The 22,579-nt window shown below is 41.4% G+C and carries 17 protein-coding genes; 7 read left to right on the top strand and 10 right to left on the bottom strand.

Annotation, left to right across the window (positions count from 1 at the left end; all coding sequences use genetic code 11):
• Positions 1 to 44: 44 nt before the first annotated feature.
• The 5 genes from parC to FTV09_RS07525 form a co-directional block, all read right to left on the bottom strand.
• Complete coding sequence (gene parC, locus FTV09_RS07505) at positions 45 to 2,264, bottom strand: DNA topoisomerase IV subunit A (protein WP_180057660.1); 2,220 nt, start codon at positions 2,262 to 2,264, stop codon at positions 45 to 47.
• Positions 2,265 to 2,429: 165 nt separating this feature from the next.
• Positions 2,430 to 3,749 (bottom strand): MFS transporter, encoded by a 1,320-nt coding sequence (locus FTV09_RS07510; protein WP_180057661.1) that lies wholly within the window; start codon positions 3,747 to 3,749, stop codon positions 2,430 to 2,432.
• A gap of 150 nt (positions 3,750 to 3,899) precedes the next feature.
• Entirely contained in the window at positions 3,900 to 4,544 is a 645-nt protein-coding gene (locus FTV09_RS07515; protein WP_067763198.1) for a trimeric intracellular cation channel family protein, read from the bottom strand.
• 59 nt (positions 4,545 to 4,603) lie between these two features.
• Entirely contained in the window at positions 4,604 to 5,071 is a 468-nt protein-coding gene (locus tag FTV09_RS07520; protein WP_180057664.1) for a YchJ family protein, read from the bottom strand.
• Positions 5,072 to 5,153: 82 nt separating this feature from the next.
• Positions 5,154 to 6,725 carry a TerC family protein gene (locus tag FTV09_RS07525; RefSeq protein ID WP_067763202.1) on the bottom strand — a complete coding sequence of 524 codons (1,572 nt, stop codon included), beginning with the start codon at positions 6,723 to 6,725 and terminating at the stop codon, positions 5,154 to 5,156.
• Positions 6,726 to 7,042: 317 nt separating this feature from the next.
• Here FTV09_RS07525 and FTV09_RS07530 point away from each other — a divergent pair, with 317 nt between their 5' ends.
• Positions 7,043 to 7,663: a TIGR00730 family Rossman fold protein gene (locus FTV09_RS07530; RefSeq protein ID WP_218950155.1), complete on the top strand. Its 621-nt coding sequence runs from the start codon at positions 7,043 to 7,045 to the stop codon at positions 7,661 to 7,663.
• Positions 7,664 to 7,756: 93 nt separating this feature from the next.
• Here FTV09_RS07530 and FTV09_RS07535 read toward each other — a convergent pair whose 3' ends face one another.
• Both FTV09_RS07535 and FTV09_RS07540 read right to left on the bottom strand, forming a co-directional pair.
• Entirely contained in the window at positions 7,757 to 8,731 is a 975-nt protein-coding gene (locus FTV09_RS07535; RefSeq protein ID WP_180057670.1) for a hypothetical protein, read from the bottom strand.
• Positions 8,732 to 8,889: 158 nt separating this feature from the next.
• Positions 8,890 to 10,791, bottom strand: coding sequence for a choice-of-anchor I family protein (locus FTV09_RS07540; protein WP_180057672.1), 1,902 nt, complete (start codon positions 10,789 to 10,791; stop codon positions 8,890 to 8,892).
• Between the two features lie 174 nt (positions 10,792 to 10,965).
• On the opposite strand from FTV09_RS07540, the gene mdtD reads away from it, so the two are divergent.
• From mdtD to FTV09_RS07570, 6 genes are all read left to right on the top strand, one after another.
• Positions 10,966 to 12,357, top strand: a complete 1,392-nt coding sequence (gene mdtD / locus FTV09_RS07545; protein ID WP_180057675.1) for a multidrug transporter subunit MdtD — start codon at positions 10,966 to 10,968, stop codon at positions 12,355 to 12,357.
• Positions 12,358 to 12,435: 78 nt separating this feature from the next.
• Positions 12,436 to 13,218, top strand: a complete 783-nt coding sequence (locus FTV09_RS07550) for a GH25 family lysozyme (RefSeq protein WP_180057678.1) — start codon at positions 12,436 to 12,438, stop codon at positions 13,216 to 13,218.
• Positions 13,219 to 13,309: 91 nt separating this feature from the next.
• Positions 13,310 to 14,350: an MBL fold metallo-hydrolase gene (locus FTV09_RS07555; RefSeq protein WP_180057681.1), complete on the top strand. Its 1,041-nt coding sequence runs from the start codon at positions 13,310 to 13,312 to the stop codon at positions 14,348 to 14,350.
• Between the two features lie 22 nt (positions 14,351 to 14,372).
• The gene (gene dinB, locus FTV09_RS07560; protein ID WP_180057687.1) at positions 14,373 to 15,428 is read left to right on the top strand and encodes a DNA polymerase IV; all 1,056 of its coding nucleotides are present in this window, start codon (positions 14,373 to 14,375) and stop codon (positions 15,426 to 15,428) included.
• Positions 15,429 to 15,688: 260 nt separating this feature from the next.
• Positions 15,689 to 17,005: a shikimate transporter gene (gene shiA, locus FTV09_RS07565; RefSeq protein WP_180057690.1), complete on the top strand. Its 1,317-nt coding sequence runs from the start codon at positions 15,689 to 15,691 to the stop codon at positions 17,003 to 17,005.
• A gap of 28 nt (positions 17,006 to 17,033) precedes the next feature.
• Positions 17,034 to 17,390 (top strand): RidA family protein, encoded by a 357-nt coding sequence (locus tag FTV09_RS07570; RefSeq protein ID WP_067763224.1) that lies wholly within the window; start codon positions 17,034 to 17,036, stop codon positions 17,388 to 17,390.
• Between the two features lie 93 nt (positions 17,391 to 17,483).
• Here the strand turns inward: FTV09_RS07570 and FTV09_RS07575 are convergent, their stop codons facing one another.
• The 3 genes from FTV09_RS07575 to FTV09_RS07585 form a co-directional block, all read right to left on the bottom strand.
• Positions 17,484 to 18,029, bottom strand: coding sequence for a DUF2726 domain-containing protein (locus FTV09_RS07575; RefSeq protein WP_067763226.1), 546 nt, complete (start codon positions 18,027 to 18,029; stop codon positions 17,484 to 17,486).
• Positions 18,030 to 18,562: 533 nt separating this feature from the next.
• Positions 18,563 to 20,971: a YgiQ family radical SAM protein gene (locus FTV09_RS07580; RefSeq protein WP_180057692.1), complete on the bottom strand. Its 2,409-nt coding sequence runs from the start codon at positions 20,969 to 20,971 to the stop codon at positions 18,563 to 18,565.
• Positions 20,972 to 21,157: 186 nt separating this feature from the next.
• Positions 21,158 to 22,357 (bottom strand): MFS transporter, encoded by a 1,200-nt coding sequence (locus FTV09_RS07585; RefSeq protein ID WP_180057694.1) that lies wholly within the window; start codon positions 22,355 to 22,357, stop codon positions 21,158 to 21,160.
• Positions 22,358 to 22,579 lie beyond the last annotated feature (222 nt).

Consider the following 22,579-nt stretch of genomic DNA (forward strand, 5'->3'; position numbering starts at 1 on the left):
GAATAAGAGCATATATAACGTATTTCGTTCCATGGATGCTAGTATTATCTTTGAATGAACAGTTTATTTGCTTTTTGATATCCACGTGGCAACAACACGCCTTTTGAAGCACGCTTGCCCACATACTTCTGCAAGTCATCCCCTTTTAGCTTTAATTGTTGATTACCTGCAAGTACTTGAATTATTTCATCTAAGTTCAAAGTTGTCATGGATACTATTTGATCTTTGGCTTCAAGTTGTATCAATTTATTACCTTTACCTTTATTCAGTACAGGTAATTCAGCCAGGTCAATCAACAACAAACGTCCTGCTGAACTGAGCAGTGCAAGATGACTTGCATTGTCAATGACTTCAAGATTCATCACCGCCGCACCCTCAGATAAACTTAAGAATGCTTTCCCCGCTTTGGCATTGGTATCCAGATTTTTCGCCTGAGTTTTGAAACCATAACCTTTATCACTCATGGCTAAAAGTTCAATTTCATCCTCTGCAATCAAGACTTGTTTAAAGCCGACACCGCTGGCTGGTGAAAGTTTTGAACTAAGTGGCTCACCCAGTCCTCGCGCTGAAGGCAAAGTACTAATCCCCAAGGCATAACTACGACCAGAATCATCTAGTACATAAACGCGTTGGTTTGATTTACCTTGTGCATGACTGAGGTATTGATCACCTGCACGGAAATTCAGATTTTCAGCATCAACTTCATGGCCTTTTGCTGAACGAATCCAGCCAGCTTCAGACAACACAACGGTGACAGGGTCAGCAGGAAGCATATCCTGTTCATTAATCGCAGTGGCTTCTGCGCGTTGCACGATAGGTGAACGGCGATCATCACCAAATTTTTTCGCGTCTTCTTTTAATTCACTAATGATGAGTGCTTTTAAAGATTCTGGGTTGGCCAATTGCTCACGAATAATCGCTGCTTTGGCTTCAAGTTCTTCTTGCTCACGACGCATTTCCATTTCTTCAAGTCGTGCCAAATGACGTAACTTGAGTTCTAAAATGGCTTCAGCTTGAATCTCATCAATATTAAAATGTGACATCAACACTGGCTTCGGCTGATCTTCCTCACGAATAATACGAATCACTTCATCAATATTCAAAAAGGCAATAATCAAACCTTGCAAAATATGCAAACGTTTTTCAATTTTTGATAAATGGTAATTCAGACGGCGTGTCACCGTTGCTTTACGAATCTCAATCCATTCCAACAAGATACGTCGGATCGATTTTACTTGTGGACGACCATCTGCACCAATCATATTCATATTGACACGATAGCTCGATTCTAAATCTGTCGTGGCAAATAAATGACTCATTACAGATTCGGCATCAATACGATTTGAACGCAGCACAATCACCAAACGCGTTGGGTTTTTATGATCCGATTCATCACGTAGATCTGTCACCCAAGGCAATTTTTTTGCCTGCATTTGATCTGCAATTTGGGTAATGACTTTCGAGCCAGAAACTTGATACGGCAATTCTGTAATCACAATTTCATTTTTTTCAATGCTATAAACCGCACGAGTCCGATAACTGCCACGACCTGTAGTTTGAATTTTTAGCAACTCTTCAGGTGAGGTAATAATTTCAGCACGTGTCGGTGAATCAGGCGCAGGAATATATTCAGCAACTTTTTCATCGGTCAAATTTGGATTACGAATTAAGGCAATCGTGCCTTTCACCACTTCACGTAAGTTATGAGGTGGAATATCCGTTGCCATTCCCACCGCAATACCGGTTGTACCATTGAGTAAGATATTAGGTACGCGTGCAGGAAGATTGACTGGCTCTTTCATTGAACCATCAAAGTTGTCTTGCCAATCACAAGTGCCTTGGCCTAACTCTGACAATAACAAATCGCTATAAGCTGAAAGTTTTGCTTCGGTATATCGCATAGCAGCGAAGGATTTTGGATCATCTGGAGAACCCCAGTTGCCTTGACCTTCAATAAATGGATAGCGATAGCTAAATGGCTGTGCCATGAGCACCATCGCTTCATAACACGCAGAGTCACCATGCGGATGGTACTTACCCAGTACGTCACCCACAGTACGTGCAGATTTTTTCGGTTTACCCGTGGGCTTTAATCCTAATTCACTCATCGCATACACAATACGACGTTGTACGGGTTTCAAACCATCACTGATATGAGGCAAGGCACGATCCATGATCACGTACATTGCGTAATTGAGATATGCTTGTTCGGTAAATTCTGCTACGGAACGGTTTTCTGTCGCATGATGCGCAAGGCTTGTCATAACAACCTATAATCCTAAATTGTTCGTTCTTTCTTGGGTTCTTATGCTATGTCGCAGGTGTTCACTAATACAAGGGTATCAACACACACTCTGCGACAAATTATGTCTTATGGCGTAAAAATATCCATTTTATCCACCATGATCAACTAAAAATTCACCAGCCTTTTACAGACCAATCGATTCCAGTGTTTTACCTTTGGTTTCTTCACCTAACACTAAAATTATCAGCGCCACTGCAATTAACACCGCAGTAAACATCATAAAGACATAGCTAAAACCTTGATCCATATCCATCATATGGGTTACTGCAAATGGTGCAGCAATACCGCCAATACGACCAATTGCTCCTGCCCAACCTGAACCAAAAGCACGAATGTTGGCTGGGTATTGTTCTGGGGTATAGGTATATAACACCCCCCATGCACCCAAGTTGAAGAAGGACATTAAACAGCCCCAAATCACAATTTCAGTAACGCTGCCTGACTGACCAAAGAAGTAAGCCGATACTGCACACATGCCAATAAAACCAGCCAATGTGGCTTTACGACCGAGTTTTTCCACCAACCATGCCGCCGCAATATAGCCCGGCAACTGTGCCAAAATCATCACCAATACATATTCAAAAGATTGTACGATGGTGTAGCCTTCTTTCACCAATAAGCTTGGTAGCCAAGTGAAAATGCCGTAATAGGAAAAGACGATACCAAACCAAATTAGCCATAACATTAAGGTACGACGGGCAAAAACACCTGACCAAAGTTGTGAAAAACTGATGTTATGCTTTTCTGCAACCGGCTTCACTTCAAAGATTTCAATCACTTCCACACCGCATTTGGCTTCAATTTTTTTCACCAATGCATGTGCTTCATCAAAGCGACCACGGTTAATTAAATAAGGTACAGATTCAGGCACCATTTTCCAAATTACAATGGCATATAAAGCAGGAATACCACCAATGAGGAATGCCGCGTGCCAACCAAAATCAGGAATAATAAAACGTGAAACTAGAGCTGCGACCAGCCAACCTAAGCCCCAAAAACTTTCAAGTAATACAATAAATCGTCCACGTACATGGGCAGGAATATATTCGCTGACTAAGGTGACCGCGACAGGAAGCTGTCCACCTAAACCTAGGCCAACAATAAAGCGAAATACCAAAAGCCAAGTTAAGTTAGGCGCAAAGGCACAGGCTGCTGTTGCCAAACTATAAATCACCATAGTCACAGCAAAGACAGTCTTGCGACCAAAACGGTCGGCTAAGCCACCCGAACAAACTGCACCAATGGCCATGCCCACGAAACCAATCGAAACCACCCAACTTTTATCGTTTGGTGTCATTGCCCAATCTTCTGCCATCTTCGCCAAGATGAAGGAAATCAGACCCGTGTCCATGGCATCAAACATCCAGCCAAGGCCAATGACCCAAAGTAAGGTGTAATGGAACTTACCAATCGGTAAGCGTTGAATACGTGAGACTAAGTCCATATTACGATCTCTGAACTGGTGAAAGGGGTGCACGCTGCTTTCCCAACAGGATTTATAATTTTACGCGTTTAAAATCAATTATTATCAAAGACTGTTTGCATGATGTCAGTAATCTACATCTCAAAACACAACAGTCTTCAACCGATTAAATTAAGATAAGTCTTTTGACGATGCTGACTGGTCATCTTCATCTTTATAGATAAATTTAGGCATTTCTAAGCCAAAGTAAATTGCAATCAGACGCAAGGTAAAGCCAAAAATTAGTGTCGCGATTACTGTCAATTCCAGCGAAAGACCAATTTCGATGCAGATCCAATAACAAATCACGGAAACAAAAGAGATACTGGCATACAGTTCTCTACGGAAAACCAAAGGTACATCGTTACAGAGAATATCTCGTAGAATACCGCCAGACACACCCGTTAGTACGCCAGCAACCGCAGAAACTACAAAGCCATGCCCCATTTCTAAGGCAATTTGACAGCCAATAATGGTAAAGCCAATCAAACCAAGGGCATCAAGTACCAAGAAGATATTACGAAGATGACGCATCCATTTTGCAATCAGGATGGTAACGAATGCAGCAAAACAGGTCAGCATTAAATATTCAGGATGCTTGACCCAAGTCAGTGGATAATGCCCGAGTAGCACATCACGAACTGAACCACCTCCCAGTGCCGTGACACAGGCAATCAGTGTTACCCCAAACCAATCCATACTCCGCCGACCCGCCGACAATGCACCTGTCATTGCTTCTGCCGTAATTGCGATAATATAAATAACTGTAAGTAACATCGCCCTTCTTCCACTGAGGGTTAAGATGCGCGCTATTCTAAGCTAAATCTGCTCAAATGTTATAAAAATTGCGCACAACATTGTTTAAATTTTCGTTCAGAACCACAAATACACGGCTGCTTCATGGTGATTTTCATCTCTGTGGTCGGATCAAGAAAATACCACGCCCCTGCATACTTCACAAAATGTGAAATTTCATGATGTTCCTGTTCTTGCTGACCATCGTGATAATGTGCTTTGAATTCAACCTGTGCATGATTTTTATCAAGCTTTTCCTGTGCTTGTACTACTTCTAATTTAAGCCATTGATTGGACTCACTCCAATCCCGAATAGCAGCAACATCCAATGCCTGTTGTTGGCCTTTGGCTGTCGTTTGCACAATATAATCAATTTCGTGTTGAGCAAAGGCGCTATAACGAGAACGCATTAATTGTTCAGCTGTTGCCGCTATTGCCACACCTAAATGCAAAGGCTGACAGCAGTTTGCATAGTTTCCCTGACCACAAGGACAATCTGTATTCGACATGAATATTCCAAAAAAAATAGCCCGACATTGCGGACTATTTTAATGGATCTATCAACAGAATGTTGAAGCAATCTTTAGCAGATTAATCTTGGTTGGGTACTGGAATCACATGCACTTTTTCAATTTTATGTCCGTCCATGGTAACAACTTCAAAGACATGCTGATCTGCTGTGAGCTTTTCGCCATTAGCTGGCAAGCGACCTAAATGGAATAAGATATAACCCGACAAAGTTGAGTACTGTTCAGACTCATCTACCAGATCACGGCCTAACAGCAACGATACATGACGAATATCAGTCGATCCATCTAGCAATAAGGTACCATCATCTAAACTTTCCGCAGCAGTTTCTGGTTCATCCTCATCGGGAAATTCACCGGCAATCGCTTCTAATACATCAATCGGGGTAGCAATCCCTTCAATTGAACCGTATTCGTTCAGAACAATCGCCATTTGTAATGGGGCTTGACGTAATTGCTCCATCACCATCAACACTTGCGCATTTTCATGTACAACAACAGGTTCACGTAGATGTTTTTCAAAATCTAACACTCCTGTTTCGATGTAGTCATTCATGACTTTATGGGTCAATACGGCACCTGCAATGTTGTCTAACTCACCATGTGCCACGATTAAACGTGAATGTGTGGTACTAAGCAATTGCGCCCGAATGGCTTCCGGTTCTTCATCTAAATCAATCCACTCAAGCTCAGGCCGCGGTGTCATTACTGACTTCACAGGGCGCTCAGACAAGCCAAGTACACCTTGTACCATCACACTGTGATAAGCCCCGTTTTCTTCATCAAAGACTTCATCAGCAAAGGCACGTGTCGCTAAGACATCTTCATTTTCATTCGGATGATCAGCCACATTCTTCCCACCCAACATACGCATCACTGCGGACGCTGTGCGATAACGCAAGTCGGTTGTGGTCACTAATTTTTCCTGATTATGACGCATAGTTTGGTTGAGGAACTCGATGAGTACAGAGAAACCAATCGCCGCATACAAGTAGCCTTTTGGAATATGGAAACCAAAACCTTCGACCAATAATGAGAAACCAATCATCATCAGGAAGCATAAACACAGAATCACCACCGTCGGATGACGGTTGACGAAGTTCATCAATGGTTTAGATGCCCACAGCATAATACCGACTGCAATAATCACAGCCACCATCATGACCGATAGCTCTTTCACCATACCGACAGCAGTAATGACACTATCCAGTGAGAACACCGCATCCAATACCACAATCTGTACGATCACCATCCAGAAAGTGGCATGTACAGGGTTCTCTTCCTTCAGCATTGGTTTATTTTCAAGACGCTCTCGAAGTTCCATGGTGCCCTTAAATAACAGGAATACACCACCAAACAGCAGAATCAGGTCTCGACCTGAAAAGGCGTGATCAAAAATATGGAAGAGCGGATTAGTAAGGGTAACAACCCATGCAATTGAAGCCAACAGCACCAAACGCATACACAGCGCTAAAAGTAGGCCGACAATACGAGCAGTATTACGCTTCTCCGGCGGTAATTTTTCCGCAAGAATGGCAATGAATACGAGGTTATCAATACCCAGAACAATTTCTAAAATAACCAGCGTTAATAAGCCAACCCATGCTGATGGATCTGACATCCACTCAAAGATCATGACTGTATCTCCTTAAGGGTGGATGTGAGCACATTAACGTGTCGTGAAATGCAAATTGTAGGAATAAATGTCAACGCTTGAGATGGCGTTATTTCTAATAGATGTATGTGTGCCGAGTGACAACAACCACTGCCCATGACGGTTCTTTAGCTAAAAATGAGGTTTTTAGTATAGCAAGTTGCATTAAAAATTCATCTTTTTTTACCAAAGTCCAATCTGGAAAAATCAGTATGCGATATTGTTAGACATTAAACTGTCATATTTGCATGCCACTGTAGAGTCATAAAAAATAACATGCTAAGGTAAAATTGAACCGAATGAATAGCGGATTAAAAATGACAGAAAAATTAAGCAATCCCTCTCCCCAAACAATTCAACCACTCATTGCACTCTATTGTGGCTCCCGTTCCGGTAATAATCCAATTTATCAAGAAAAAGCCATCGCTTTAGCCCAAGGTCTTGCTGAAAATGGTTTTGGACTGGTCTATGGCGGCGCCAGTATTGGCTTGATGGGACAAGTCGCCAATGCAGTAGTGCAGCATGGTGGTGAAGCTGTCGGCGTCATTCCAGAGTTTATGTTGGACTATGAAATCGCCCATAATGATTTAACTGAACTGCATGTGGTACGCACGATGCATGAACGTAAAGCGATGATGGCTGAACGTGCGAGTGCTTTTGTCGCCCTACCAGGTGGATTAGGTACATTTGAAGAAATTTTAGAAATTGCGACTTGGGGCCAACTTAATCAACATCAAAAACCGATGATGCTCTATAACGTTAATGGCTTTTATGATGCCTTAATCGCCCAACTTGACCATGCTGTGTTAGAAGGTTTTTTACCACCTCAGCACCGCGCTAAACTCATTGTGTGTAATTCATCTAAACAAATCTTTAGTGCGCTGAAAAACTTGGATTGCCCAAAACATTTTGTGGTGTAACGACTAAAGCCAAAATATTTTAAGTATAAAAAAACGGGGACATTTCCCCGTTTTTTCTTTCATCAGGAATATGAGCTAAACCTAACGATCAACTTAACTTCCGAGACCGGACACCACACGATAGAACCATGGCAATGTGGTCGCCAAGAAGATACTCATCAACAAACCTAACATCAACTTCATGGCATCTTTACTCACATTACGTGAAGTTCGATATTTATTCACTTCATGTAAGTGCATCGACATCGCAAATTCACGTCCTGCCAATAAGCCCAAGAATACCCATGTCGTACTCATCGGGATGTTACTCCACTCTTTGAATACCAATAAAATCAAGGCATAAATAAAATCAATAATGGTCGCGGAGCGAATATCTGCCACACCGGTTTTGGTATCAATAATGCCCTGAATTGCGCCGCCACGTTGATACAAAATCAAGCCAAGTAGTACAACAAAGACCAAAATTGCAAAAATCAGAAACTCTAAAGGTACCTGACGTGGCACATACACAAAGATATTGGCCAAATCTTGAATCAGCCACTGACTCCATAGAAAAGCTGTCGACACCCACTGTAAACCAATCCAAATATTAGATGGTGTTTCATCACGGGTTTTACTGAAATAAACTGAAATTCCTTTGATGACGAAGCGATAAACCACGATCGCCACAACAAATGCCACCGCATAACCCATCATGGATTTGGTCAACATCGACCCCAAGCTACTCGGCGAGAAAATTGTAAGCACCAAGAAGGTCGTACTGACTGGAATGCCATATTTAGTCAAAATAATTAACAGAATTGGCGGCACAATATACAGCCAGGTTACCCCTTCTTTTGGAAATGGAATGGTTTCCAAACGACCATAAGAGGCGTCCCCCACCCCTGAGGCATACCAACCGTAGACCAAAACAATTGCTAAAATACTGCTGACATAAATCCACAATACCCACCATGGACGATGCGCATTGGATGAAATAAATGTACCCAAAGTCTGAGGTACGTCATTACCGACAATTGAATAGGCCGCGAGACAGAAGCCTATGACCATCAAAATTTCGATTGTCATGAAAACAATACACCTTTGCCATAATGAAAAAAGTCCCCCAGTAACTGAAGGACTCGGCCGCATTATGACAGTTTATCTTGTGTTCATACAATTTAGTGCTGTACTTTTCTGTTTACTAAAATAAAAAATCTAAATAAAACAATGTAGTTAATCTTTATTTATTTTAGTTTGATCTGATAAACAGCTGTAGATCCGCTCACTTCATTACCCACAACCAATAAGGGCTGACCATTTGGTGAGTCTTTGGCTGCAATGAAGATGAGACCTTCAGGGCCTAAATCACCTTGTTGTGTGATGTCTGTTTGGTTGTTATCACGGTCATTAAAGTACTGTACAAACTGTGCATTCTGAGGGTTGCTAATGTCATACACCATAATACCGCTAGCACGTTCAAGACCAATAAAAGCAAAGGTTTTTTTACCAATTTGACCTAATGTAATCCCTTCAGGCTCTGGGCCTTTGTTGTCACTACGATCATCAAATTTAAAGGTTTCATGGTTGCTATTAAATTGCTTTGGAAATAACTCCGCAATTTTACGTTCAAACTCACTACCAGAATCCCAGATGATTTGACGCGTCGTCGGGTCAACAATACTGAATGAGCGACCACCATAGGCATACAATTTGTCATACACCAATTTACCATCTTCAAGTAAAGGCTGACCTGAGGCATCTCGTTTAAAGCCTTGTGTCCAACTTATGGTTAAACGACCAATTTGTGTATCTTTAATCAAATTCTCTGCACATACTTCGTTCGCATCTGTCGTAACACAAGGCTTAAATATGCTTGAATCTAATTTTGCACCCATTACACCCGGCACGATATGACGTAAATGCGCGGCATAATCCCCTTTAAGATCAAAACCCACTTTTTTAAATAGGTGCTTCACCCGAATTTCTTCAGCATAGCCTTGAGTGAGGTCATTTCCTTTAAAATAGGCATCTTCATCTTTAAGCCATTCACGTGCATCACCTTCATTCGCCGTGACCAAATAAGGCTTACCGTTCACTTGATATTGAGCAATCGCATCTGGCATATACATCCCATACAGCCCAGGCCAAGATTTAATATTTATCATGCCTGCATCTTTGTCGCAGTTCGTAATGGTCTGACCATGACTATCCATCGCCCCAACTAAGCAATCACGATCACTCGCATCTAGAGCATTTTCAGGTAAGCCATGATCTTTATAGCCCATCGGAAAAATATCGATGAATTCATCTTTGACTAAATCCAAAACGGCAATGGCATTATTTTCCTGCAAACTGACCCAAGCGGTTTTAGCATCTGCACTAATCGCGATATATTCCGGCTCCAAATCTTGTGCCACACTGGTGGTTTGCAATCCCGTTGTCGCTAGATCTGCATAACTGTTGGTATCGGGGCCAAAAATACGTACCCCCGCATCAATTAAACTTTGTTTTTGGCTATTCCATGCTTGAAAGTTCGCTGTCTTCACGGTTGGCTTATTGATGTCTTGAATATTAATAATACTCACAGAACCTTCAGGATCGACTGCATAACCTTCATTCGGTTCGCCTTCATTCGCGACTAAAACCTTTTTGCCGTCGGGACTAAAGGTCAGCATATCAGGTAGTGAACCGACGTTAACCTGGCTAATAAAGCTTAAATCCTGTGCTTTGAAAAAGGCCACGATCCCTGCTTGTGTTTTATCCTCTGCCTGTACTGCTAAAGCCACAATACCATTGTGTACGGCGACACTATTTACTTCAGAATTGGCTAAATATTTTTTCGCATCCAATGACTGCAAATATTGAGGTGTTGAAGGTTGTTTTAAGTCCAAAACATCCACCATGCCTTTTTGAGCATTTACCACAAATAGACGCTGACTACTTGCATCATAAGCAGGAATTTCTGCCGCACTTGCTCCAAATACTCCAGATTCATAACGCCCAATTTTCATTAGTTCAATGCTATCTGGCGTGGTTTCTTCCACTACAGGGGGAGCGACGACTTTGTTATCATCATTGCTATCATTACATGCGACCAATCCCACCGAAAGCATTGCCAACATCAATGCTGAAAACTGTATTTTCATGTTTTAGTTCATCTTTTATAAAAATATGAACAATTTATAAACACTAGATTGCATCATCATGAAGCTTTCATTACAGTTTTCTTGCAAGGGATCAATGCAATGATGAAAAGCTTTTACTACAACCCGAACTGAATATTCCTTTAAACTGTTTCAAAACCTTCACTTTATAAATATATGAATAGCACGCCAACTCATCAGGCTTTACAACCCGAATTCAGACTCTTGGTTTTGCTGGTGTCCATTGGTTTTTTCATGCAAGGGCTCGACACCACCATTGTCAACACTGCAATTCCAGCAATGGCACGTAGCTTAGGCGAAGATCCGCTACAAATGCACAGTGTGGTGGTGGCCTATGTGTTGTCAGTTGCAGCATGTATTCCTTTAAGTGGTTGGTTGGCCGATCGTTTTGGGGTACGAAATACCTATTTCAGTGCCATTATTATTTTTACCCTTGCGTCATTGGGCTGTGCTATGGCCAATAGCCTGAATGAACTGCTGTTTTATCGCGTAATACAAGGTATTGGCGGGGCGCTGCTCTTACCCGTTGGGCGATTGGCCATGCTTAAAGTCATACCACGCACGCAGTTTTTATCAGCGATGAGCCTGATGAGTCTGGCGGGTTTAATGGGGCCTTTGATTGGACCGACACTCGGCGGTTGGATGGTCGAAGTCGCAAGTTGGCACTGGATCTTCCTGATTAATATCCCGATGGGACTTCTTGGTGTGCTCATTACTTTTAAAGCCATGCCTAATGTTACCGAGCCAAGTGTGCAGCGTTTTGACTTCTGGGGCTTTATTCTACTGGTGGTCGCCATGGTGGGCTTATCTCTCGGCATTGAAAATTTTGCCAGCCCTCACCTGCCGCTCTGGTGGAGTTTAAGCTTAATTTTTGCTGGCATAGCGGCATGTACCATTTATGCTTTTCATGCACACACCCATGCCAATGCCCTATTTAGAAGTAAACTATTTAAGAATAAAATTTATGCCATTGGCATTGTTGGCAATTTCTTTGCCCGTCTCGGTGGCAATGCCATGCCTTTTTTAATTCCACTCATGCTGCAAGTGGCTTTTGGCTTCGAACCGTTCATTACCGGTTTATTGATGATCCCGACTGTGCTCGGGTCATTGGCCTCCAAGCCGATTATTCGCCAAATCATTCAGCGCTTTGGTTATCGCAAAGTCCTGTTGGTTAATACCTTTTTAGTGGGTGCCTGTATCTGTAGTTTTGCTTTATCTACTGCGGAAACGCCAACGTGGTTACGAGCTCTACATTTCTTTATTTTTGGTATCTTAAATTCCCTCCAATTTGTTTCGATGAATACGCTGACGTTGAAAGACTTACCGCAACAAGATGCCAGCAGCGGCAATAGTTTTTTATCCATGATTATGATGGTTTCAATGAGTATTGGTGTAGCGCTTGCAGGTACTTTGGTGAACCTATTTACTGCTTACTACGGTGCAGATCAGGTGGTCTCTGCTTTCCATACCACGCTGATTTTATTGGGCTGTATCAATTTAATTACTGCTGCAATTTTCTGGCAAATTCCAAAAGATGTAGCCGTCTAAGCTGCTCTTTGAAGCGATCTAGATGACAACACAGGTAGGTGCGCGTTATGATCAAAACTGAGTTCCGGACACATTTCCATGCCTAAGAAAACCAAAGCCAAACATAAAAAATTTGATTTGAAAAAATACAGTCCAGTGATTGGCGGTGTGGGTGTCGTGGTGATTGCAGGTCTCAGTTATCTCGCGCTAATGCCTCATCGACCTGCATCTGCTGAGGAATATCCTGTCAAAGGTTTTGATGTTTCCCATCATCAAAAAGAGATTCAATGGTCAAAGATCTCTCCGCAACGCTATCAATTTGTCTATTTAAAAGCTACAGAAGGCGGTGATTTTAAAGACACCAAGTTTCAAGAAAATTGGCTAAAAGCACGTGAAAGAGGGTTTCTTGTTGGCGCCTATCATTTTTATCGCTTATGTCGCGATGGTAAAATTCAAGCCGACAATTTTATTGACTCTGTCCCCAATAAAGCCGATGCCCTGCCCCCAGTCATTGACTTAGAATATGATAGCAATTGCATCAACACCTATAGCAAAGAACAATTACTCAAAGAAATTAATTACATGCATGACCGGTTACATCGGCACTATGGTAAGCAACCTATTTTTTATACCTCAAAATCATTTTATAACATTGTCTTAGCTGGTGAGTTTCAAAAAACACCGTTGTGGGTACGCGAATATAAGAGTTTGCCAGATTTAAAAAACAATCCAAAATGGTTGTTTTGGCAACATAGCAATCAAGGTGAGATCAGCGGCATCCCAACAACGGTCGACTTAAATGTGTTTTATGGTTCACAAAGCCAATGGAATAGCTTTTTAAAAGCCAATGGTCTGGAGCATGCCATTCAAACTGAAAAATAACACTCTGACGGTTTAAATAAACGGCTGCAGATAAAAGCATAAAAATCAGCACGAAAATGAAGAAAAAATAGAAAATTAAGGACGATTCAATATGGGGAAAAGAAAAATATGGGCTTATTGCATCTTGAGCATCATCGTGAGTTTAAGCCTTGCACTGCTGTATTTGGTTCAACCATCAGGGCAGCTCAAGACCTTTGAACCTTGGATCTATCAAGCGCATCAAGACCATAAAATGCCTCATTATCAGGTTAAATTTTTCGGTGTTTCGACATTATTATTTGATGATGGCAAGCAGCAGGTTTTAGTGGATGGTTTCTTTAGTCGCCCATCTTTGGCAACAACCTTTTTAAAAAAAATTGACAGTGATGCGTCCAAAGTGGATCAGATCATCCAATCACACAATTTAAAACGTACGCAAGCCATTCTGGTCACACATTCACATTATGATCATGCGCTAGATGTCCCATTTCTCGCACATCAACTGAGTCAGGCCAAAATTGTGGGCTCTAACAGTACACTCAATATCGCCCGTGGCGCCAATATCCCCGAGACACAATTACAACGGGTTCAAGCTTGGCAGCCGATGAAGTTTGGTGCATTCACAGTCACTGCCATTCCGTCTCAACACACACCTCCTACAGTGGTAAATAATGATCTTGGAGAAGAAATTACTACACCGCTAACGTTACCGACCCGTTTTCCCAGTTTTAAAGAAGGTGGCTCCTTTGATTATTTAATTCAACATGGCGAACATGTGAGTTTGGTCAAAGCCAGTACCGGAGCAATACCAAAGCAATTTCAACATTTAAAAGTCGATACCTTGTTTTTAGGCATTGCGCAACTTTCCAAGCAATCTGAACAATTTCAACAAAATTATTTAAAGGAAACCTTGGCAACGCTACAACCCAAAACAGTGATTCCAATACATTGGGATAACTTTTTTACTCCAATTGAACCGGAACTTGAGTTTTTACCTCGCTTCGCCGATAACACGCCAAAGAGTTTAAATCGATTAATTCAAGCAGCAGAACAACAACATGTACAAGTCGTTTTACTGAGTCAACCTGTGTCGTTTGGGCTGAAGCACGAGCTATTGAGCAAGATCATTCTATGCGATACTCAATTGTGTTAGTTAAACCAAACATAAAGTGAGCATGAGGAAAATCATACATATCGATATGGATGCTTTTTTTGCGTCAGTCGAACTACGTGACCGGCCTGATTTGAAACACCTCCCTGTGGTGGTGTCCTCACATCATCCACGTGCAGTGATTTGTGCAGCATCTTACCCTGCACGTGAATTTGGTTTGCGTTCTGCAATGTCGATGTCACAGGCACGCAAACTCTGCCCACAGGTGGTGGTAATTGAACCCAATTTTGAAAAATATCGGGCTGTGTCTGCTCAAATTCATCAAATTTTTCGCCGTTACACACATACGATTGAACCGCTTTCATTAGATGAAGCCTATTTGGATGTCACTGAAAACTTTCAACATGTGCCGAGTGCCACAGAAGTTGCAATGCGGATTCAAGCTGAAATTTTTCAAAGCACAGGCTTAACAGCTTCAGCCGGTGTTGCGCCAAATAAGTTTCTAGCCAAAGTGGCCTCCGACTGGCACAAACCCAATGGCATCTGTGTGATTAAACCCACGCAAGTTTTAAACTTTATTCATGATTTACCCCTAAAAAAGATACCGGGTGTAGGAAAAGTCATGCAAGAAAAGCTCAAAACATTAGATCTTGCCACATTGGGAGATTTGCAAAAAATTGATGAATCCATATTGATTCATCATTTTGGTAAATATGGGCGGCAGCTGTTTTTATATGCCCAAGGTATAGATGAACGCCCTGTTCAAGCCGAACGCGAACGTCAGCAAATTTCTAAAGAAACCACCTTCGATGATGATTTTACTCTCGAACAATGCCATAGCTATTGGCCTAAATTAATTGACCAAGTCTGGCACAGTTTGGAGAAAAAGCAGCTTACTGCACGTGGGGTATCTGCAAAATTAAAGCTCAAAAATTTCCAAGTTCTACAGCATAGTAAAAGCTTTAAAACCCCGCTCACCTCAAGAGATGATTTGGTACAAGTCATCCAACAATTATTAAATGAGATGTCAATTCCCCCAGAATTACAATTTCGGCTGATTGGGGTCGGTGTCTATCAATTGGCCGCACATGATGCTGAAACACAGCTTTCACTACTTTGAAAGGCTCATTTTATTTTGACCTACATTTAGTTCAGCCTCGCCACATTGCATAAGTTTTAGCCATAAGAACAAATTTAAATCAATTTACTATTCACAAAACATAAAATTAGAGTACTCTATCAGCGCAATACATTATCCGTGTATGCGCTGAGATGCTAAAAATCACCTTTACTTTTAGCATGCTGTCCTGTGATTGGCGTGACGATCAAATCCGAATATTACAGGGCAACTCTGTTGTCAATCATGGAATAATCCGCTGTATGCGTTCTGCAAACTCTGCTACACCCTCTCAAAATACTTCACAATCTCAAGAACAACGTGCACGTAAAGCAGCCCTAAGTAGCTTTGTTGGTGCTGTTGTTGATTGGTATGACTTTCTCCTCTACGGCATTGTTGCTGCACTCATCTTTAAAGATCAATTTTTCCCCAGTATTGGCAACAATATGGGCACACTTGCTGCGCTTGCCACTTTTGGAGTCGGCTTCTTATTCCGCCCATTAGGCGGCATTGTGTTTGGACACTTCGGTGACAAACTCGGACGTAAAAAGATGTTGGTGTTAACGGTTGTGCTTATGGGGATTTCAACCGTTGGTATCGGGTTATTACCGAATTTTGATGCAATTGGTTGGTGGGCACCCATTTTACTGGTCACGCTAAGAGCAATCCAAGGCTTTGCGGTAGGTGGTGAATGGGGTGGCGCTGCCCTGATGGCAGTAGAAAATGCCCCTAAAGGCAAGAAAGCATTTTATAGCAGTGGCGTACAGATTGGTTATGGCGTAGGACTAGTTTTAGCCACAGGTGCAGTATCGCTTATTATTGCCACTCTGGGTGAACAAGCGTTTGCTGAATGGGCATGGCGAATTCCGTTCATTGCTAGCATTGTACTGATTGCTATTGCCATGTGGATTCGACGTGATCAAGATGAATCAACTGAATTTGTAGAACAGGTGATAGAAGCTGATGCTAAGCCGAAAAAACTGCCGATTGTGCAAGCCATCACACAGCATCCTAAAGCGTTCTTCTACATTATTGCTCTACGTTTAACAGAATTATTGACCATGTATTTGGTCACCAACTTTGCACTGAATTATTCCACCACCCAATTAGGTATGGACAAGCAATTCTTCCTCAATATTACCTTAATGGTGGGTGCAATTAGCTGTTTCAGCATTCCCCTTTTTGCTTGGCTTGCAGACCGTTTTGACCATCGAAAAATGTGTGTTTTAGGCGGGTTAATTGGTGCTTTATCGGCCTTCCCATTCTTTATGGCACTCGATGCACAAAATACATGGATGATTATTATTGGCGCGATTTTATTGGCTAATATTGCTCATGATATGGTAGTCAGTGTACATCAGCCAATTTTTACTTCTTTGTTTGGTACAGCCTATCGCTACAGCGGTGCAGGTGTAGGCTATCAAGTCGCAAGTATTATTGGGGGAGGTTTTACTCCGATGATTGCTGCAGCATTGGTCATTTGGGGTAATGGTTCATGGCAATATGTCGCTATTTATTTAGCCATTGGCTGCTTGCTGACTGCGGCAGTTGCTGCCATCATGCCTAAAACACAAGATTAATTACTTAACGCTAATCAGGATCTCTTAGATGACCATACAACGCCTCCATGTCTCACAACGCTTTTCTGAAATTGCAATTTCAGGACAATTGGTACATTTGGCTGGTCAATTAGCATCTGACTTAGCGCTCGATATCCGCGGTCAGACGAAGCAAACCTTAGACATCATTGATCAATTTCTTGCCGATGCAGGAACAGATAAAAGCCATATCATGTCTGTGACGATTTACCTCAAAGATATTACACAAGACTATGCTGCTTTCAATGAAGTTTGGGACGCTTGGGTGGCTGACATTCAAGCACTTCCACGCACATGTGTTGAAGCTAAATTATATGATCCACGTGTACTCGTTGAACTAACCGTTGTCGCAATAAAACCTGAATAAAATAAAATCTAAAATAAAAAAAGCATGCTCGAAGACATGCTTTTTTTATTTGGGCTGTATGCGTTCAACATACAGAGATATTCGAATAAAAAATCAATTTGAACCCATAATTTTGATTTTTTTACGCTCAAGATCCGAATACAAGTGGTACTTTTTTAAATCATTTACCACAACCAATGGTCGAGTTACAGCTTGATCATGAAGGAAATCTTCACGTAGCTGTACATACTCAGGAACATCATCATAACGAATCACGCGGTAACCAGCCAAAGACAACAACGCATCTTGATATTGGGATTGTTGCAGGCGTTTTAATACCATTGGATCATCCAAAGCCACAATAGCTTGAATCTGGTGTTGTTCATCTAATACAACAAAATCCGCCACCATATTGCGATATTTATTACGTGTACGGTAATACTTTGTGGTTAACAACGCATCAAATGAGACATGTGCCAATATCGTATGTTTCGGCAATATTTCTTTTAAACGCGTATACGTCAGCTGCTCATTAATATTGAAAATTGCACGTTGCTTGAGTGCGCTATCTTGTTGTCTACTATCATTCTCAAGGCTTTTCCAAGCCATTATGAGCATGCAGAAGAGTAAGATACTCCCAATTACTATGTATATAGTCATCTCATAATCCTTTATATTTCTTATATTTTTGGTATTAAACATACTTCTTATCGGGAAGTAGTATATAGCCTCTATTATTTTTTTAATGTCCTATTAAAAAAAATAACTCTAACTTTCACACAATGCGTGTTTAATCTGACAAAAAGTTGCAAATGCTTTAATAGCCAACATCTCATGCCACTTCAGTTCAGAGTCAAAACAGTATCCCGCCTGTTTATTGTTACTTTAGATCATTCAATAAAATCTCAGCAAGTGCATTTAGTATCACTGTCCGACAATTCCGATAAGCTGTAATTTTATGCTAGCAATTCAGTAAGATACTAAAATTAAATATACATTTATCCTTGTAACACAATATTATTTCAGCTAAAAATTCAGGATGATCTCGTCACTCACCTATCTAGTTTATTCGCCAACAAATCGTTTTATACAGAACTTTCGCTGACAAAATCCACCACAATTAGCTTTTATACTCATATCCACCATAAAAAAGAGACACCGAAGTGTCTCTTTTTATCTATTTCTATGCCTTTTTAAGCACGCGATTTCGGTTTTGATTTCCCTTTGGGTTTCGGGCCACCAAATGGTTTTTTAGCATCGCCAGTTTCACGCGGTGGCAAACCCGTATGCTGAGTTAAGGTTTGACCACGCTCAGGACGCTTCTTGGTATTTGAAGGACGTGATTGCGCAGCTTTACCGCGGTTGCCTTGTTCGCCTGTACGTTTTGCAGAATCACCTGCAAGTGTCGAATTCTTTTTACGCGCAGACTGATACTGCCCTTCAGCACTACCCGCAGGTTGATAAGTCGGAATCAAATGCTGTTTTGAGTTACCGATCAAATCTTGGCGACCCATTTCTTTCAAAGCTTCACGAAGCATAGGCCAGTTATTTGGATCATGGTAACGTAAGAAGGCTTTATGCAAACGACGACGCTTCTCACCTTTCACAATATCCACTTGTTCGGTGTAACGTGCCACTTTCGCCAGTGGGTTTTTACCGGTGTAATACATCGTGGTTGCTGTAGCCATTGGTGATGGGTAGAAGGTTTGTACCTGATCGGCACGGAAACCATTCTTTTTCAACCAAATTGCAAGGTTCATCATGTCGTAATCCGTCGTTCCCGGATGCGCTGCGATGAAGTAAGGAATTAAGTACTGTTCCTTGCCTGCTTCTTTACTGAAGCGATCAAACATTTGTTTGAAGCGGTCATATGTACCGATGCCCGGCTTCATCATTTTATTGAGTGGACCTTTCTCAGTATGCTCAGGTGCAATCTTGAGGTAACCACCGACGTGATGGGTTACCAACTCTTTCACATATTCAGGGTTAAGTACAGCAAGGTCATAACGTAAACCTGAACCAATCAAAATCTTTTTAATACCTGGTAATGCACGTGCTTTACGATACAACTGCGTCAACGGAGCATGATCGGTATGTAGGTTTTGACATACACCTGGGAATACACACGATGGCTTACGACAGTTCTTTTCAATCTCAGGATCTTTACATGCCAAGCGGTACATGTTCGCTGTAGGGCCACCTAAGTCAGAAATAATACCGGTAAAGCCAGGTGCAGTATCACGAATCTTTTCTACTTCACGTAAAATTGATTCTTCTGAACGGTTTTGAATGATACGACCTTCGTGTTCCGTAATCGAACAGAAGGTACAACCACCGAAACAACCACGCATGATGTTCACAGAGAATTTAATCATGTCAAAGGCAGGGAAACGTGCTTGGCCATAAGCTGGATGTGGCAGACGTGCATATGGCAAATCAAACACATAATCCATCTCTTCCGTGGTTAACGGAATCGGCGGTGCATTCAACCAAACATCACGTTCTCCATGCTTTTGCACCATGGCACGGGCATTTCCCGGATTAGTTTCTAAATGCAAAATACGGTTGGCATGAGCATATAAAACAGGATCTTGCGATACTTCTTCAAATGCAGGTAAACGAATTACAGCCAATTCACGTGGTGGTAATTTGTGTTTAATGGCTTTTGATGCAGGCTGTAATTGTACAATTTGCGTGTCATTATCTAAATTGTCACCTTCACGTACAATTGGATTCGCCACATGCTCTTTTTGGAAACCTTGATATTGACTTAGGTCTTTACCTTGCTCAATTTCACAGCCTTCTAAGTCTTCAGTCATTACATATGGATTGATGATTGGATCAACGCGACCAACCGTATCCACATCATTCGATGCAATTTCTACGAACTTCGCTTTTGAGGCACGATTATGTTTATTGACAATAAACGCTGTACCACGTACATCTGTGATCTCGTGGATTTTTTCACCACGTGCCAAACGGTGCATGATTTCAGTGATTGAACGCTCACCGTTACCATACATTAATAGATCTGCTTTAGAATCCATCAATACTGAACGACGCACTTTATCAGACCAATAGTCATAGTGCGCGATACGACGAAGTGATGCTTCAATACCGCCAAGTAATACAGGAACATCTGGATAGGCTTCACGCACACGTTGGCAGTACACAGTTGCCGCACGGTCTGGACGTTTATTTGGAACGTTATCTGGAGAATAAGCATCATCTGAACGAATTTTACGGTCAGCCGTATAACGGTTGATCATCGAATCCATGTTACCTGCGGTCACACCCCAAGCAATATTGGGTTTCCCCAATACACGGAAGGCTTCAACATCAGTCCAATCAGGCTGGGCGATAATACCGACACGGAAGCCTTGCGCTTCTAAAGTACGACCAATAATGCCTGAACAAAAAGATGGATGATCGATGTACGCATCACCACAGACTAAAATAAAGTCACAACTGTCCCAACCGAGTTGATCCATTTCTTCGCGTGACATCGGCAAAAATGGCGCAGGGTCAAAACATGACGCCCAATATTTGTCGTAATCAAACAACGCTTTAGGCGCTGTCTGCATAGTATAAGCAGTAGACATGGCTAGCAATTCTCGGCTGGCAGATGATAGGAGATCTAAATTAGATCAAAGATGAAAGCCGATCATTTTACCATGAATTCCATTCATCTTGCTTGATTATAATTTATACAAATCTAACTAAGTAATTCAAATCTTTTATATACCTTGGAATTCGGACCAATTAATACCATTCATTTCAAAATTAGATTATTTAATTGATTTAAGTCTAAGTGCTAAATAGAGACCAATGATTAAAATACAGCCAATAAATATGCTTAATCCAATCCAACCTGTTTTTTCCCAAACCATTCCACTGCCACTACCGAGTACACTTGATCCCATGTAATAGCTAAATAGATACAAAGATGAACCTACCGCTCGATATTGCAAAGATTGCACGGCAACCCAACTACTAGAGGTCGAATGCGCTGCAAAAAATGCGAATGTAGATATCAACAATCCAATTAAAACAAATATTAATAACGGTATGAGCATAATGCTGATTCCAATTAGCATTAAAAAGAACATTGCAATAAGTACATATTCACGCCCAAAACGTCTTCCCCACTGTGCAGCACGTGGTGAACTATAAATACCAGCCAAATAAGCAATTGAAATCAAACCAATCCATGTTTGTGACAATTTAAACGGAGCATCTATGAGTCGATAGCTCATATAGTTAAAGACCGAAACAAAACAGCCCATCAAAATGAATCCTTGCATGAATAGGATTCTGAGTTTTTTATCTTGAATATTTTTTATAAAAGAATGATAGAACCGATCTAAGCGTATTGGATAGGAAATGAAGTGCTTAGAAGCTGGCAGCAATCGTAAAAATGCGATAGCAATACATAGGTTTAATAGACCGATGATCATCATTGCCGACTGCCAAGAAATATAGTCAATCAATACACCAGCAATTAGTCGTCCACCCATCCCACCAATAGCTGTTCCTGAGATATACAAGCCCATCGCAAAACCAATATCTTTTTGTGCAATTTCTTCACCGATATAGGTCATCGCAACAGCTGCAACACCACTTACACTTAAACCAATCAGGATTCGATTAGCTAAAAACACCTCCCAAATAGGAAGCAGCGAACTTAAAACTGAAAGTAGTGCTGCTAGAAATAAAGCACAAACCATTACAGACTTTCTTCCATAGCGATCTGAAATCAATCCCGTAAATAGCAGCCCTATAGCGAGTGCAATAGTCGAAAAAGAGAGTGGAAAACTACTATGGGTCGGACTCACTTTAAAAAAGTCAGCAAAAATCGGCATCATCGGTTGTACACAGTACAAAGATGAAAAAATGGCAAAACCAGCTAAGAATAAGGAGAATAAAATAGCAAGAAATGAACGTGAACCATACTCAATATAGCCTTGTTCATCGGCTGAAGTAGACATAAGCTTTCCATTTTAGATGGAAACAGTATACCCCTCTCTAGAATTGAATAGAGGATGTATTTGTATAATGCCTACTCCCCTTATCCTTTTTTAAGGCATAAAAAAATCCCCCTATCTCATAAGAGTTAGGGGGATTTTGAATAATGAGCTGGCGATGACTTACTCTCACATGGGTAACCCCACACTACCATCAGCGCTAAGAGGTTTCACTTCTGAGTTCGG

It is taken from the genome of Acinetobacter sp. YH12227, from assembly GCF_013417785.1.
Classification (GTDB): domain Bacteria; phylum Pseudomonadota; class Gammaproteobacteria; order Pseudomonadales; family Moraxellaceae; genus Acinetobacter; species Acinetobacter gandensis.